This window comes from Zoogloea sp. (assembly GCF_041914405.1).
Classification (GTDB): domain Bacteria; phylum Pseudomonadota; class Gammaproteobacteria; order Burkholderiales; family Rhodocyclaceae; genus Zoogloea.
The window spans coordinates 40971-54680 of sequence record NZ_JAYSDK010000006.1 but is presented as its reverse complement, the minus strand read 5'-3'; the positions used below and the strand labels follow the sequence as shown (position 1 = coordinate 54680).

At 63.3% G+C, this 13710-nt stretch carries 14 protein-coding genes; 3 read left to right on the top strand and 11 right to left on the bottom strand.

Translation table 11 applies throughout. The features are described from left to right. Nucleotides 1-59 precede the first annotated feature (59 nt). The 6 genes from ACE3RX_RS05300 to ACE3RX_RS05275 form a co-directional block, all read right to left on the bottom strand. A complete protein-coding gene (locus ACE3RX_RS05300; RefSeq protein ID WP_374481064.1) occupies nt 60-2189 on the bottom strand; it encodes an MtrB/PioB family decaheme-associated outer membrane protein in 2130 nt (709 codons plus the stop codon). A gap of 15 nt (nt 2190-2204) precedes the next feature. Continuing rightward, nucleotides 2205-3188, bottom strand: coding sequence for a DmsE family decaheme c-type cytochrome (locus ACE3RX_RS05295; RefSeq protein ID WP_374481061.1), 984 nt, complete (start codon nt 3186-3188; stop codon nt 2205-2207). Between the two features lie 69 nt (nt 3189-3257). Beyond that, nucleotides 3258-3608, bottom strand: coding sequence for a c-type cytochrome (locus ACE3RX_RS05290; RefSeq protein WP_374481059.1), 351 nt, complete (start codon nt 3606-3608; stop codon nt 3258-3260). A 47-nt stretch (nt 3609-3655) separates the two neighbouring features. After that, nucleotides 3656-4270: a cytochrome b/b6 domain-containing protein gene (locus tag ACE3RX_RS05285; RefSeq protein ID WP_374481057.1), complete on the bottom strand. Its 615-nt coding sequence runs from the start codon at nt 4268-4270 to the stop codon at nt 3656-3658. Then, nucleotides 4263-5231, bottom strand: a complete 969-nt coding sequence (locus tag ACE3RX_RS05280) for a cytochrome c3 family protein (RefSeq protein ID WP_374481055.1) — start codon at nt 5229-5231, stop codon at nt 4263-4265. Before ACE3RX_RS05280 ends, ACE3RX_RS05285 begins: the two co-directional genes overlap by 8 nt. Nucleotides 5232-5426: 195 nt before the next feature. After that, nucleotides 5427-6236, bottom strand: a complete 810-nt coding sequence (locus ACE3RX_RS05275; RefSeq protein ID WP_374481053.1) for an MOSC domain-containing protein — start codon at nt 6234-6236, stop codon at nt 5427-5429. A gap of 173 nt (nt 6237-6409) precedes the next feature. On the opposite strand from ACE3RX_RS05275, the gene ACE3RX_RS05270 reads away from it, so the two are divergent. The 3 genes from ACE3RX_RS05270 to ACE3RX_RS05260 all read left to right on the top strand — a co-directional run bounded on the left by ACE3RX_RS05270 (nt 6410) and on the right by ACE3RX_RS05260 (nt 8827). Continuing rightward, the gene (locus tag ACE3RX_RS05270; RefSeq protein WP_374481051.1) at nt 6410-6661 is read left to right on the top strand and encodes a hypothetical protein; all 252 of its coding nucleotides are present in this window, start codon (nt 6410-6412) and stop codon (nt 6659-6661) included. Nucleotides 6662-6732: 71 nt separating this feature from the next. Continuing rightward, nucleotides 6733-7992: a putative Na+/H+ antiporter gene (locus ACE3RX_RS05265; RefSeq protein ID WP_374481049.1), complete on the top strand. Its 1260-nt coding sequence runs from the start codon at nt 6733-6735 to the stop codon at nt 7990-7992. A gap of 172 nt (nt 7993-8164) precedes the next feature. Beyond that, nucleotides 8165-8827, top strand: coding sequence for an RBBP9/YdeN family alpha/beta hydrolase (locus ACE3RX_RS05260; protein ID WP_374481047.1), 663 nt, complete (start codon nt 8165-8167; stop codon nt 8825-8827). Between the two features lie 61 nt (nt 8828-8888). Here the strand turns inward: ACE3RX_RS05260 and ACE3RX_RS05255 are convergent, their stop codons facing one another. Genes ACE3RX_RS05255 through ACE3RX_RS05235 form a run of 5 tightly spaced genes read right to left on the bottom strand, consistent with a single transcriptional unit; the run spans nt 8889 to nt 13692 of the window. Then, entirely contained in the window at nt 8889-9836 is a 948-nt protein-coding gene (locus tag ACE3RX_RS05255; protein WP_374481045.1) for a CysB family HTH-type transcriptional regulator, read from the bottom strand. Further along, nucleotides 9836-10945 (bottom strand): sulfate/molybdate ABC transporter ATP-binding protein, encoded by a 1110-nt coding sequence (locus ACE3RX_RS05250; protein WP_374481043.1) that lies wholly within the window; start codon nt 10943-10945, stop codon nt 9836-9838. The genes ACE3RX_RS05255 and ACE3RX_RS05250 overlap by 1 nt, the downstream gene beginning before the upstream one ends. Before the next feature lie 4 nt (nt 10946-10949). After that, entirely contained in the window at nt 10950-11843 is an 894-nt protein-coding gene (cysW, locus tag ACE3RX_RS05245; RefSeq protein ID WP_374481271.1) for a sulfate ABC transporter permease subunit CysW, read from the bottom strand. Beyond that, entirely contained in the window at nt 11843-12679 is an 837-nt protein-coding gene (gene cysT, locus ACE3RX_RS05240; RefSeq protein WP_374481041.1) for a sulfate ABC transporter permease subunit CysT, read from the bottom strand. The genes cysW and cysT overlap by 1 nt, the downstream gene beginning before the upstream one ends. Then, nucleotides 12679-13692 (bottom strand): sulfate ABC transporter substrate-binding protein, encoded by a 1014-nt coding sequence (locus ACE3RX_RS05235; protein ID WP_374481039.1) that lies wholly within the window; start codon nt 13690-13692, stop codon nt 12679-12681. Before ACE3RX_RS05235 ends, cysT begins: the two co-directional genes overlap by 1 nt. Between the last annotated feature and the right edge of the window lie 18 nt (nt 13693-13710).

The window sequence follows — 13710 nt, the reverse complement described above, 5'->3', positions numbered from 1 at the left end:
AAAGCAAAGAGCCCCTGGCATTGCGCCAGGGGCTCTTTGCTTGCTACTTCAGGAAACGATCAGAACGCGTGTAGCAGCGACAGGCCGATGATCTGCGTGACCTGGTCCGGCTTCACGAATACCTTGGTACCGTCCGCATACACCCACTGCGACCAGGTGTAGTCGTCCATCTTGCGCAGGTCGTAGATGTAGTCCAGGCGCACACGGGTGGCCTTGCTGACCGGATAGGTCGCGTTCAGCTTGAGGGTGTTCTGCGTGTACTTGGTGTCCGGCAGCACACCCATCCCGGATGCCAGGGCTCCCGTCGTGGTGCAGGTCGCATTGGTGCAGGTGGTAGCCGGCAAGTCGCCAATCAGCTGCTTGTTGGTGTCCTGGGAATACAGGAACTGGGCACCCACATCCACCATCTTGACCTTGCCGTTCACGCCGACCCCGAACTGATCAGAGTTCTGCTTGAGCGTCGCATCCCACTGAATGAGCGTGCCGGTGCGGAAGGTATTGACCGTGCAGTTGCTGTTGTTGCCGGTCGTACATGCCGCGCCCTGCATGTTCTGGGACGACTCACCCATCTGCTTCGAGTACCAGGCGTTCAGCTTCCAGATGTCGCTGAGCACATAGCTGCCGTCCAGGGACAGGACCTGCCCCTTGCCCTTGTCGAGACCGTAGGTGCTCTTGCGGTAGTCGTCGAAGTAGGCTTCATACGCGACCTGCAGGTTCAGGCTCTCAGTCGCACTCCAGTCGAGCATACCGCGCACCTTGTCACGATTGCGGTCGGCCAGATACACCGGATAGATCGGCAGCGCGGTGGCGCCGAACCAGTCCGAACCCGTGCGCTCGGAGTGGGCCAACGACAGGGTCCCGTTCACCGTCTCGCTCATGGTCTTGCGCAAAGCGACGCGGGAGGTCGTTTCGGAGACCCGATGGCGCTCCCATTCGAGGCTGCTCTTGTCGTAATAGTCGAAACCGGCAGTCACGCTGTAGCCGCCACCGATCCGGTAATCCGCCTCGAGCTTGCCCCAGTTGGCCACATGGGACTCGGGGTTGTTGTAGTAATTGGTCGTCACACCGGCGCTTGTCGAGGTCGCGAACAGTCGGATCGGCGTCTTGTCCTGCCGATCCTCATAACGCCAGGACGCCAGCAGCTTGAGGTCCTTGTTGATCCGCGAGGTGATCGACGAGAAGACTTCGGTGGTCCGCACCACACCCATCAGGTTTGCGCCGATGCCCGGCAGGGTCGCCTGCCCTGTCAGGAAGGTATCGTCCTGGCGGCCCTCGGAATAGGACACCTTCAGGCTCGCCCGCGTATCCTTCGTGAAGTTGTAGGCGCCATTCACGTAGAACTGCTGCACCGAATTGTCCGGCGCCAGCGCGATCGGCGACAGGCCGGGAACGACCAGCGCCGTGTTGGTGCCCGGCAGCACGGTCAGCGAGTTGTACTTGGTGCTGAGGAAGCTGCCGTAGTAACCGCCGGTGAGCTGGAACTTGCTGTTGACGTAATCGACCGTTGCCTCGAACTGCTTGTGGTTCTGGTCGATGGGCTCCGGTGAGAACAGGAAGCCGCTGTACAGATTGGCCGCGCCCGTCCCCGCCACACCCCGCACGCCGTCCATGCGCGTGCCGGTCTTGTCCTCGTTCTTGAACGAGAAGCCCAGCTTGAGGCCTTCAGCGACGAATTTGCTGGCCGTCAGCGTCGTGATCGCCCTCTCGGTCTTGAGGGTGACGTCGTAGGCGTTCGGGTTGTTGGCGGATACCGCCGTGCTGGCGATGTTGGGCTGGACGATGGTGTTGCGCCCCACGCCCTGAACAGCGGTGGTCACGTCATACGGGCTGTAACGCGGGATCTGGTCATAGCTGAGGCCCAAGGCCCAGTCGCCCTGCTTCTCGTAGCGAATGCTGAGTTCCTGGGTGCGCAGGCCCAGATTGCGGGCATTCAGCTTGAACCACTTGGCTTCCTCGTCGCGGCGTACCACGTCGATGTCCACGTTGCCGTTGAAGCCCTCGTTGTTCACGCCGCTGTACTGGCGGTAAAGCGGATTCACCGCGCTGTAGTACGGCAGATTGAGCGCCGCCTCGGTCTTGTTGGGGCTGGTCAGCTCCTCGACCTCATCCGCCCACACGCTGGCGACCGGGAACACCGCCGACAAGGCCATCACGATGGCAGTCTGCCGGAAATTCAGATGCTTGCTCATGATCATCCTCCTCGCTCAGCGGAAGAAGCGGAACGGGCCGCTGGACGTCGCATTGCTGGGGCTGTTGCTGCCGTGAATATTGGTGTGGCAGTTCATGCAGCCGCGTGCCTGGGCCATGCCCGGGCCGATGTTGGTGCTCACCGCATTGGGCATGTTGCTGCGCACGCCAGGGATGTTGCCCGGGTGCGAGGACTCGCCGTGGCATTGCTGGCACAGGAAGGGCTGACGCGCCTTGAGCATGCCTTCCGCCGTGGTGCCGTGGGGGTTGTGGCAGTTACCACAATCCTCGACGACCGGCTGATGGTTATGCACGAAGGGGCCGCGCTTCTCGGCGTGGCAGGTGTAGCAGGTGGCGTTGGTGGTGTCCTTCACCAACATCTTCGGACCAGCGGAACCGTGTGCGTTGTGGCAGTCCGAGCAGGTCATCTTGCCTTCCGGGATCGGGTGATGCGACGGCTTGTTGGCCTCGGCCCGCTGTTGCTTGTGGCAGGTGTAGCAGACTTCCGCCTGGGTACGCTTGTCACGGACCTTGTCCTTGCCGGCATGGACCTGGTGGCACGAGGTACACGAGACGTCCCGGTTGGCGTGGGCGCTGGTGTTCCAGTTGATGTGCTTGCCGCCCTGGTGGCAGGTCGTACAGGCCGCGCTCTTTTCGTCAGCACTGAGCTTCGAGGACTTGCCGAAGCTGCGGTCGGTAACCGGGCGTTCTTTAAGCTTTTCGGGGTTGTTGACGTGCTTGTCGCTGTCGCCGTGGCAGCTCGTACAGCTCGGCGTACGCCCGTCAGCCAGGCTGCCGTGCTTGGTCTTGCCGATGTGCAGCAGCTTGGGCTCGTCACTCTCGTCGTGACAGGACGTGCACTTGGCGTCGCCCTTCAGCACAAGATCCTTGGCAGGCGGCTTGCCACCGCTCGTCGGAGCATCGGCCGCCAGCACGGCGGTGCTGCCCGCCAGTGCCCCAAGCACCACGCATGAGGCGATCAGCTTTCGCAGAAATTTCATGTTGTTTCTCCCTGGTACTGCCTTCGTAGTCCGGGATGCCCTGCAAGTCGGGCATCCCACCCGAACGGTTTACTTCGCGAGGGACAGAATCCAGTCAGTCAGATTCTTGATCTCGGCCTTGTCCTTGGTCTTGAGAATCTTGTGTTCCTCCTCCTTGCCATCCTCGAACTTGACCTTGTCACCGGACGTCAGGTGATGCAGCAGCTTGGCCTCAGCATCGGACTTGCCCTTCAGCGACTTGGAAATCTCGGTCAGGGACTTGGCTTCCTTCTTTTTGTCCACCGCGTGGCACTTGGTACAGCCTTCTTTCTTGGCCAGGGCCTGGGCGGCGTCGGCGTCGAAGGCGAAGGCTTCAGCGGACAGCATCAGGCATGATGCGCAAAGGCTGGACACCAGCACGGCGGTCAGTTTGGATTTCATGTGCGACTCTCCTCGAGGATATTTATTGCTTGAGTTGGAACGGGAAATCAATGCTCGTACCAGCCGGTGATCATCATCTTGAACAGGCTGGAGACCTTGGGACCCATGGTACCCAGGTAGATGTGGCTGACGGCGAACAGCACGATCACCGCGGCGCCCAGGTAATGGACCAGCGCAATCGGCAGCAGGCCATCAAGGTCGAACAGGCGATCGGGCGCGAACTGCGGGTACAGGAAGATCAGGCCGGTGGCGATGACCAGCGGCAGCACCAGGTACATGATCGACCAGTAGGTGACCGCCTGCAGCGCGTTGAAATTGACTTCTGGGGTCGGCGGAAAGGGTTCCTTCTCGCCCTTGAAGATGCCCGAACCGTAGTACTGCATCTGGGTCAGACAGCGGCCGATGATGCCGGGCGGCTTCGGCACGTATTGCCACCAGTTGCCGGTGACGATGTTGCCGATGACGAACACCGCATACAAGCCAGCCAGGCATACGCCCGCAACGTTATGGATGCGGGCCGCCAGCGAAAACTCCACCAGCGGCAACTCGGGGTTGGAGAAGTGGAGGCTGACGCCAGTCACCGCCAGCACGATGATCGCCAGCGCATTGCTCCAATGCCACAAGCGGATCCACAGGGGCAGCATGAAAACGCGATTAGTCATGGTTCTTACTCCGGCGCATGCGGGTGGTGATGATGCGGACCAGGCCGTGGCCGATCACGCCGACGACGGTGGCAACGAACAGGCCGATTACGATCCAGTCGATCGAAGGGTTGCGGGTCGCCCCCACCACGTAGGAGTTGCTGAGGATCACACTATTGAGGAAGCCGTACTTGTTCTGTTCTTCCTTGGCCAAGTGACGATAGAGGCGCGCGTTCAGCGAGGAATTGGCACTGTGGCAGGTGGCGCACTTCTTCTCGGCCTTGTCCTTGTTCTGGATCTCGTGGGACAGGGACAGCTTGTCCTCCGTCGGCGTGTGACATTCGATACAGCGCACGGCCTGCCAGTGCAGGCGGGTGTTGGGCAGCCAACTGTGGATGTCATCGATGGGCGGACGCTTTTTCTTCTCCGGCGCGATCTTCGCAAAGGCCAGGTCGGAGTCATGGCAGTCCAGGCAGATCTTGTTGTCCTGGGCGACGATCTTGTGCGGGTCGCGCAACTTTGAGGCCAGCGTCATCACATGCGGATCGTGGCAGGTCGCACAGGTGAAGCTGTCGCTGAGATGCTCCGCATGCACCGACTTGTCGAACTGGCGCTCGATACGCATCGCCTTGCGGGCGTGGCAGTCCTGGCATTCGCTCAGGCCTTCCTTGGCCTTGGCATCATGGGGATGCTTGTCGTAGCCATCGCCATGACACTTGCTACAGGCCATCTGCCCGTGATCTGACTCCGTGTAGGTACCCAGATCGACGAGGTAATGACGCAGCTTCTTGAGATCCAGCCCTTCCTTAGGCGGCTTCTTGAGCCCCGCCTCCGAATGGCAGGTGAGGCACTCTGCGTTGGCGGTTTTGATCTTCGCCAGCTCTTCCGGTGTTGGGGGGGAATCGTCGGCAAACGCTGTGGCAGTCAGCATGACCAGCAAGGCCAGGGCGCCGCACAGCTTGTTTTTAAAATTGGCAAACACGTGATTTCCTCTAAATTCCGACCGTCGAATTATCGACGTCTCCCTTTTTAGGTAGAACATTTCGATACACATAATCGCAACGCCCTTGATGCAGATCAAGGGCTGGTGCGGCTCTGTCGGCATTTATGCGACACCGGCCCCCTTCCGGAATAGGTGTTTCCCCACCCTCTTGTCAAGAATTCTCCATGACATCCGTCACTCGAGAATTTCGATCGGCATGCCGACCCGCAACTCGGTAGATCCTTCCACGATCACGTTCTGCCCGAAGATCACCCCGGCCGGCGTCCGCCGATATTGAGCCAGGGTGCGCAGCGGCTCCTGATCCAGCCCCTTACGGCCGTTCGCGGGATCGACTGTGGTAAAGACACAACGCTCGCAGGGCTTGGCGACACGAAACTCCACCCCGCCGATGCGAAGACGCTTCCAGCCGTCCTCCGCAAAGGCATCACCGCCCGTCACCACCAGATTCGGCCGGAAACGCTCCATCTCCAGCGGACGCCCGACCCGTTCGGAAAGATCGTCCAGCGACGACTGCGTCGCCAACAGCAGCGGGAAGCCGTCCGCAAAGGAAAGCGGCACGGCTGCGTCATCCCTTAAACGCCGGGACGTCTCGGCACCGATCCACAGGAACTTGAGGCGTGCCCCGACGTAGGCCGAGATCCAGTCGTCAGCCTCGTCCGCACCGTGCCACGCAGAGAAGGTATCGCTCCACACCGTCGCCGGATGCGGCTGGGTGAAGGCCGTGTTGGGCACGAACAGGGACTCATGCCCCGGCGCCGACAGACGGACGCCCTCCGCGGTCGGCGCCGCATCGATCAGGACCAGTTCGGGATACTCACGGCCGGTCATCAGGCGCCCATTGGGGTCGCCGACCATCCAGTGGCGGTCGAAAGGCAGGCCAATCGGACTCACCGGGCTGGCATCGAGGCGTTCGCCACGCATGGACTTGACCGGATAGCGATAAAGGGCGGACAGGACAAGCTGGCTCTCGGACATGGTGGTCATCTCTCTGTTGGCTTGGGATCGAGGAATTGAAATGGCAGGCCGTTGCAGCCACCTGCCGGTACAGTGCGCCCGATTATCCCGGCAGCACTCTGGTGGCAGCAATCGGACACGAATCGCCCTGGCGCTTTAAAATGTTGGCCCGTAACCGATTGCCGCCCGGCGGCCCTGCTCCCATGACCTACGAAGAACACCTGGACGAAGTCGCCACCCTCCTCTTCGAGCGCTACAAGCTCACCGAACAGGCCGCCATCCAGCTGGTCATGAAGGCCCAGGCTGACGGCTACTTCAGCGGCCACGACGACGATCCATCCATCTGCACCCAGCTGCGCGCCGAGCAGGATGCCAAACGCGTCTTCAAGGAATACAGCAAGCCGGCGGCGGCTGCGAAGCCCTTCACCCCGCCCCGCGGCCGCACGCGCCGCTGACCGCGGCGGGAACCAAGTGCACGGGCAAGGGCTCTGCATGAGGACGACATTCATCCCCCTTCCCTGATCCCATGACGCCCAGCGCCATCCAGCTCGTCGGCGCGATCCTGTTCGCGGTCGCCATCCTTCACACCTTCGCCACCCGCTTCTTCGAGCACCTGGCCCACACCCGCCCCACCCATGCCGGCATCTGGCATCTGCTCGGCGAGGTGGAGGTGGTGTTCGGCTTCTGGGCGATGATCCTGATCGTGGCGATGGTCTTCATCGACGGCGCCCACCCGGCCATCAGCTACATCGAATCCCGCAATTTCACCGAGCCGATGTTCGTCTTCGCGATCATGGTCATCGCCGGCACGCGCCCGATCCTCCAAGCTGCCAGCGGGCTCGTTCGCCTGACCGCGCGCGCCGTGCCACTACCCGGGCCCGCCGCCGGCTACTTCACGGTGCTCGCACTGGTGCCGCTGCTCGGCTCCTTCATCACCGAACCCGCAGCGATGACGCTGGCGGCGCTGATGCTGCGCGACGAGTTCTTCAGCCGCGGTCTGTCGACGCGCCTCAAGTACGCGACGCTCGGCGTGCTGTTCGTCAACATCTCCATCGGCGGCACGCTGACACCCTTTGCCGCGCCGCCTGTTTTGATGGTTGCCGGCAAGTGGGGCTGGGACACCCATTTCATGCTGAGCCAGTTCGGCTGGAAGGCCGCGCTCGCCGTCGGCATCAATGCCCTCGGTGTCACCCTGGCCTTCCGCCGTGAGCTGGCAGCCCTCCACCCCACGGAAAGTGATGCCGGCACGCCGTCCGTGCCGCCGGCGCTGACGCTGGTGCATCTACTGTTCCTGTGTGGCGTTGTGGTATCCGCCCACCATCCGGCGGTGTTCCTCGGCCTGTTCCTGTTCTTCCTGGGTATCGCCGATGCCTACGCCCGCCACCAGGACCGCCTGATCCTGCGCGAAGGCTTGCTGGTGGCCTTCTTTCTGGCCGGCCTGGTGGTGCTTGGTGGGCAGCAGCAATGGTGGCTGCAGCCTCTGTTGATGAGCATGAGCAGCGACGCGGTCTTCGTCGGCGCAACCCTGCTGACGGCCTTCACCGACAATGCCGCACTGACCTATCTCGGCTCGCTGGTCGAAGGGCTCAGCGATGCCTTCAAGTACGCGCTGGTCGCCGGCGCCGTAACCGGTGGCGGTCTCACCATCATCGCCAATGCCCCGAACCCTGCGGGCAGCGCGATCCTGCGCGGCAGCTTCGAGGATGAATCGATCAACGCCGGCGGCCTGTTCCTCGCCGCACTGCTGCCGACCCTGGTGGCCGGCAGCGCCTTACTGCTGCTCTGACGGCGCAATCCCCCGGCGCGAATAAGCTTTCACGTTTTTCTTGGTTCAGTCTGCCGCCGCCGCTGCCTAGACTGCCCTTATCCCATTAAAACGTGACACAGGCAGCAGGATGCGGGCGAAGCGGCTACCAAGCCGTTCCGCCCGCGCCGTTCTGTTCGCCGGAAAGCGCTCCATGCACCACACCACCCTCATCGTTCCCGGCTTCCACGGCAGCGGCACGGCCCACTGGCAGACCTGGCTGGAAACCCAGCTTCCCGACGCCCGTCGGGTCCGCGGCATCGACTGGGAAAGTCCCATTCTGGCCCGCTGGGCGCAAATCGTGCGCGACGAAATCGATGCGTCGCCCGGACCGGTCTGGCTGGTGGCCCACAGCTTCGGCTGTCTCGCCTCCGTCGTCGCGGCCAGTGACCGCCTCAACCGGGTGGCCGGTCTGCTGCTTGTCGCGCCGGCCGATCCCGAACGCTTCACACCCTTCGGCCTGCGGGACGAAGACGCCCACCCCGAGGACGAGAGCCTGGGGCGCTGGATTCCCCGCGAAGCCCTCGGTGCGCCGAGCATCGTCGTTGCCAGTACCAATGATCCGTGGGTGCGCCTGTCCTCCGCCGCCTACTGGGCCGACAACTGGGGCAGCCATCTGGTAGAGATCGGCGCCGCCGGACACATCAACGTGGACTCGGGACACGGCCCATGGCCGCGCGGCCTCGAATTGCTGCACGCCCTGAAGGCCTCCGCCGAGGACCTTCCCCTCGGCAGCATCGACGACATCAGCCTCGTGCGCCGCGGCCGCCAGGGCGCCCTCGCCCGCCTGCGCCACGGCACCCGCGGGCGGCCCTGAAACGACACAGCCCCGCTCGAAGGCGGGGCTGCAGCATCTACCAGCAACGCGAAGGAGCGGGTCAGAACTCTCCGGCGTAGCCTTCCTTCTCCGGACGCAACGCCGAACGCACCACGCTCTCGGTCAGTTCCTCCGAGCACAGTTCGATGAAGCGGTAGGCAAAGCCGCGCAGGAAGTGGCCCCGGCGCACCGCGATGCGGGTCACGTTCTCCTCGAACAGATGGCTGCTCGGCAGCATCTTCAGGCCCTGGTCCCGGTGGCCGTCATAGGCCATCGACGCGACGATGCCGACACCCAGCCCCAGTTCCACGTAGGCCTTGATCACGTCCGCGTCGAGGGCGGACATCACCACGTCCGGCGTCAGGCCGGCCTTGGCAAAGGTCTCGTCGATCTTGGCGCGACCGGTGAAGCCCTCGTGGTAGGTAATCACCGGATACTCAGCGACCGCCTCCAGCGTCAGCGGCTCGACGGACTCCAGCGGATGGCCGGCCGGGACGATCACCGAGTGATGCCAGCTGTAGTACGGGAAGGACACAAAGTCCGCCACGCCGGCCAGCGACTCGGTGGCGATGCCGATGTCGGCACGGCCGTCCTGCAGCATCGTGACGATCTCCGTCGGGCTGGCTTGATGCAGCACCAGGTGCACCTTCGGGAAGGCCTGCTTGAACTGGGTCACCACCCGCGGCAACGCGTAGCGCGCCTGGGTGTGGGTGGTGACGATGGTCAGCTGGCCGTGGTCCTTGTTGCTGAACTGGTCGGCGATGCTCTTGATGTTGCGGGCGTCCATCAGCATGCGGTCCACGATGTGGACCAGCTCCTGCCCCGGCTCGGTCAGCCCGAGCAGACGCTTGCCCTTGCGGATGAACAGCTCGAGGCCCAGCTCGTCTTCCAGGTCCTTGATGTGCTTGGACACCCCCGACTGGGAGGTGAACAGCGCATTGGCCACCTCCGTCAGGTTGAAATTGCGGCGCACCGTTTCATGAATGATGCGCAGTTGCTGGAAATTCATCAGATCACCCAGTTGGGCGCCTGGTCGGCGCCATTCTTATCTGCATTGCGTTCAAAAACCCGCAGGCGCGAGGGTACCAGACGAACCGTCTGCCCTTCCTCCAGGCCAAGGCGCTCCACCTCGTCGCGGGTCACCTCCACTTCGAACAGCTGGCCGGTCGAGCCGTTGAGCCCGTCGAGTTCCACCCGAGCCGTTACGCCGAAGGCCAGGATGCGGCTGATCTTGGCCGACACACCGCCAGCTTCCTGTGGATTGACGACGATGTTCAGCTCGTGCGGACGGGCAAACGCAAACACCTCGGAGCCATGGGCCAGATCCACCTTGCCCGGCGCCAGCACGTCGTCGCCCACATGCACCTTCTGGCCATCCACGCGGCCGTGGAAGAGGTTCACCGAACCGAGGAAGCCATACACAAAGGGCGATGCCGGATGGCGGTACACCTCTTCCGGCGTGCCCACCTGCTCCACCTTGCCGTGGTCCATCAGCACCACCCGATCAGCCACTTCCAGGGCTTCTTCCTGGTCATGGGTCACGAAGATGGAGGTGATGTGCAGTTCGTCGTGCAGGCGGCGCAGCCAGCGGCGCAGCTCCTTGCGCACCTTGGCGTCCAGCGCCCCGAAAGGCTCATCGAGCAGCAGCACGCGGGGCTCCACCGCCAGCGCACGGGCCAAAGCGATACGCTGACGCTGCCCGCCGGACAGCTGGGACGGGAAGCGATCCGCCACCCAGTCGAGCTGTACCAGCTTCAGCAACTCGGTCACCTTGGCCTTGATGGCGCTTTCCGACGGGCGCTGGCTGCGCGGCTTCATGCGCATGCCGAAGGCCACGTTGTCGAACACGGTCATGTGGCGGAACAGCGCGTAATGCTGGAACACGAAACCGACCTGGCGCTCACGCACATGGGTGTCGGAGGCATCGGCGCCATCCAGCAGCACCTTGCCGCTGTCCGCCGACTCCAGGCCGGCGATGATGCGCAGCAGCGTGGTCTTGCCGCAGCCGGACGGCCCAAGCAGCGCCACCAGTTCGCCGGTGGGAAAGTCCAGCGATACGTCTTTAAGGGCAGTGAAGCTGCCGAATTCCTTGCGGATGTTCTGAACCTGGATGCTCATGATCTCATTCCTCGGATTGCTGGCTAGCCTTGCCGGCCTGATGCTCCACCCAGGTCTTGATGACCAGGGTCACGAGCGCCAGCAGCGCCAGCAGGGAGGCCACCGCAAAGGCGGCAGCGAACTGGTATTCGTTGTAAAGAATTTCCACGTGCAGCGGCATCGTGTTGGTCTGGCCACGGATATGGCCGGACACCACGCTCACCGCGCCGAACTCGCCCATCGCACGGGCGTTACACAGGATCACGCCATACAGCAGGCCCCACTTCACGTTGGGCAGGGTCACGTACCAGAAGGTCTGCCAGCCCCGTGCACCGAGCACCACGGCGGCCTCTTCCTCGTCGCGCCCCTGCGCTTCCATCAGCGGGATCAGCTCGCGGGCCACGAAGGGGAAGGTCACGAAGACCGTCGCCAGCACGATGCCCGGCACCGCGAAGACCACCTTCAAGTCGTGCTCCGACAGCCACGGCCCGAACCAGCCCTGGGCGCCAAAAACCAGCACGTAGATCAGGCCCGACACCACCGGCGACACCGAGAACGGCAGGTCGATCAGGGTGATCAGCAGGTGCTTGCCGCGGAACTCGAACTTGGTGATGGCCCACGCCGCGGCCACGCCGAACACCAGGTTGAGCGGCACCGAAATCGCCGCAGCAGTCAGCGTCAGCTTGATCGCCGCCCACGCGTCAGGCTCGATCAGCGCGGCGAAATAGACATCCCAGCCCTTGCGCAGCGCCTCCACGAACACCGTGATCAGCGGCAGCAGCAGGAAGATGCTGAAGAAGGTCAGCGATACCGCCAGGATGCCCCACTTCACCAGCGCCGGCTCGCGCGTGGCGGCCTTCGACTCGAATCGGGCGGCGTGATCCGCCGACCCATGCAATACAGCAGCAGCGCCGGACATCAGCGTTCCCTCCCGGTACGTTTGGCAGTCCATGCCTGCAGACCGTTGATGATCAACAGCAGCACGAACGAAATCAGCAGCATGACCACGGCAATGGCGGTGGCGCCGGCGTAGTCGTATTGCTCAAGCTTGGTGATGATCATCAGCGGCGTGATCTCGGACACCAGCGGAATGTTGCCGGCGATGAAGATCACCGAACCGTATTCCCCCACCGCGCGGGCAAAGGCCATCGCGAAGCCAGTGAGCAGCGCCGGCAGCACAGTCGGAAAGACCACGTGGCGGAAAGCCTGCCAGCGATTGGCACCGAGGCTCACCGCCGCTTCCTCGTACTCGGTGTCCAGATCCTCGAGAATCGGCTGCACCGTGCGCACTACAAAGGGCAGGCCGATGAAGATCAGCGCAATCAGCACACCCAGCGGCGTGAAAGCGACCTGGATGCCCAGCGGCTCCAGCAACTTGCCGACCCAGCCGTTCTTGGCATACAGCGCGGTCAGCGCGATACCGGCCACCGCCGTCGGCAGCGCAAAAGGCAGATCCACCAGCGCATCCACCAGGCGCTTGCCGGGGAAGGAGTAACGCACCAGCGCCCACGCCAGCATCAGGCCGAAGAAGGTGTTGATCAGCGCAGCGATCAACGACGCGCCAAAGGTCAGGCGGTAGGACGCCAGCACCCGCGGCGACGACACCGCGGCGATGAAGTGATCGGCGCCGAGGGAGCCGGCCTTCAGGAAGACCGCCACCAGCGGGATCAGCACGATCAGCGACAGCCAGGTCAGCGTGTAGCCGAGGCTGAGGCCGAAGCCCGGCAGCACCCGGGTCGAATTCGATGCAGCCATCAGCGTTTCACCACGATCTGGTCATACACGCCGCCGTCGGCGAAATGGGTCTTCTGCACCGCATCCCAACCGCCCAGCTTGCCTTCCACCGTAAAGGTCTTCACGGCCGGGAAACGGCTGGAATACTTCTTCAGCACCGCCGGATCGACCGGACGGAAATGGTGCTTGGCGATGATCTCCTGGCCTTCCGGCGAGAACAGGAAGTTCAGGTAGGCCGTCGCCTGCTTGCGCGTGCCGCGCTTGTCCACCACCTTGCTCACCACCGCCACCGGCGCCGCGGCCTCGATGGACAGGGACGGATAGACCACATCGAACTTGTCGCCGCCCACTTCCTGATCGATCAGCACCGCTTCGTTTTCGAAGGTGATCAGCACGTCGCCGATGTCACGCTGCGTGAAGGTCGTCGTCGCCCCGCGGCCGCCACCGTCGAGCACCGGCACGTTGGCGAACAGCTTGGTCACGAAGTCCCGCGCGCCGGCGTCGCTGCCGGTCTTTTGCAGCGCATAGCCCCACGCCGCCAGATAGGTGTAGCGGCCGTTGCCGGACGTCTTGGGGTTCGGCACGATCACCTGCAGGCCTGGACGAACCAGATCGGACCAATCCTTGATGCCCTTCGGGTTGCCCTTGCGCACCAGGAAGATGGTGTTCGTCGTGTAAGGCGCCGCCCCGTGCGGGAAGGCCTTCTGCCAATCAGCCGCAACCAGGCCCTGCTTGGCCAGCACATTGATGTCCGGCGTCTGGTTCATCGTCACCACGTCCGCCTCCAGGCCCGACGCCACCGACTGGACCTGCTTGCTCGAACCACCGTGGGACTGGTTGATCGTCAGCTTCTCCTTCGCCGTGCGCTGCCACTGGGCGATGAAGGCCGGATTGATGTCCTTGTAAAGCTCCCGCGACACATCGTAGGAGACATTGAGAAGCGTGGCATCGGCCAAGGCCGGCGCCGCCGGCAAGACCATCAGCCCAGCCAGCAAGGCCAGTACAGGACGCAGCGCAGCACGGGTCGGGGACATGGAATTCTCCTGTTTATC

Bases quoted from the DNA above. Each gene is read 5' to 3' on its own strand.
- ACE3RX_RS05300 (WP_374481064.1), bottom strand. From the start codon at position 2,189: ATGAGCAAGCATCTGAATTTCCGGCAGACTGCCATCGTGATGGCCTTG.
- ACE3RX_RS05295 (WP_374481061.1), bottom strand. From the start codon at position 3,188: ATGAAATTTCTGCGAAAGCTGATCGCCTCATGCGTGGTGCTTGGGGCA.
- ACE3RX_RS05290 (WP_374481059.1), bottom strand. From the start codon at position 3,608: ATGAAATCCAAACTGACCGCCGTGCTGGTGTCCAGCCTTTGCGCATCA.
- ACE3RX_RS05285 (WP_374481057.1), bottom strand. From the start codon at position 4,270: ATGACTAATCGCGTTTTCATGCTGCCCCTGTGGATCCGCTTGTGGCAT.
- ACE3RX_RS05275 (WP_374481053.1), bottom strand. From the start codon at position 6,236: ATGACCACCATGTCCGAGAGCCAGCTTGTCCTGTCCGCCCTTTATCGC.
- ACE3RX_RS05270 (WP_374481051.1), top strand. From the start codon at position 6,410: ATGACCTACGAAGAACACCTGGACGAAGTCGCCACCCTCCTCTTCGAG.
- ACE3RX_RS05265 (WP_374481049.1), top strand. From the start codon at position 6,733: ATGACGCCCAGCGCCATCCAGCTCGTCGGCGCGATCCTGTTCGCGGTC.
- ACE3RX_RS05260 (WP_374481047.1), top strand. From the start codon at position 8,165: ATGCACCACACCACCCTCATCGTTCCCGGCTTCCACGGCAGCGGCACG.
- ACE3RX_RS05255 (WP_374481045.1), bottom strand. From the start codon at position 9,836: ATGAATTTCCAGCAACTGCGCATCATTCATGAAACGGTGCGCCGCAAT.
- ACE3RX_RS05250 (WP_374481043.1), bottom strand. From the start codon at position 10,945: ATGAGCATCCAGGTTCAGAACATCCGCAAGGAATTCGGCAGCTTCACT.
- cysW (WP_374481271.1), bottom strand. From the start codon at position 11,843: ATGTCCGGCGCTGCTGCTGTATTGCATGGGTCGGCGGATCACGCCGCC.
- cysT (WP_374481041.1), bottom strand. From the start codon at position 12,679: ATGGCTGCATCGAATTCGACCCGGGTGCTGCCGGGCTTCGGCCTCAGC.
- ACE3RX_RS05235 (WP_374481039.1), bottom strand. From the start codon at position 13,692: ATGTCCCCGACCCGTGCTGCGCTGCGTCCTGTACTGGCCTTGCTGGCT.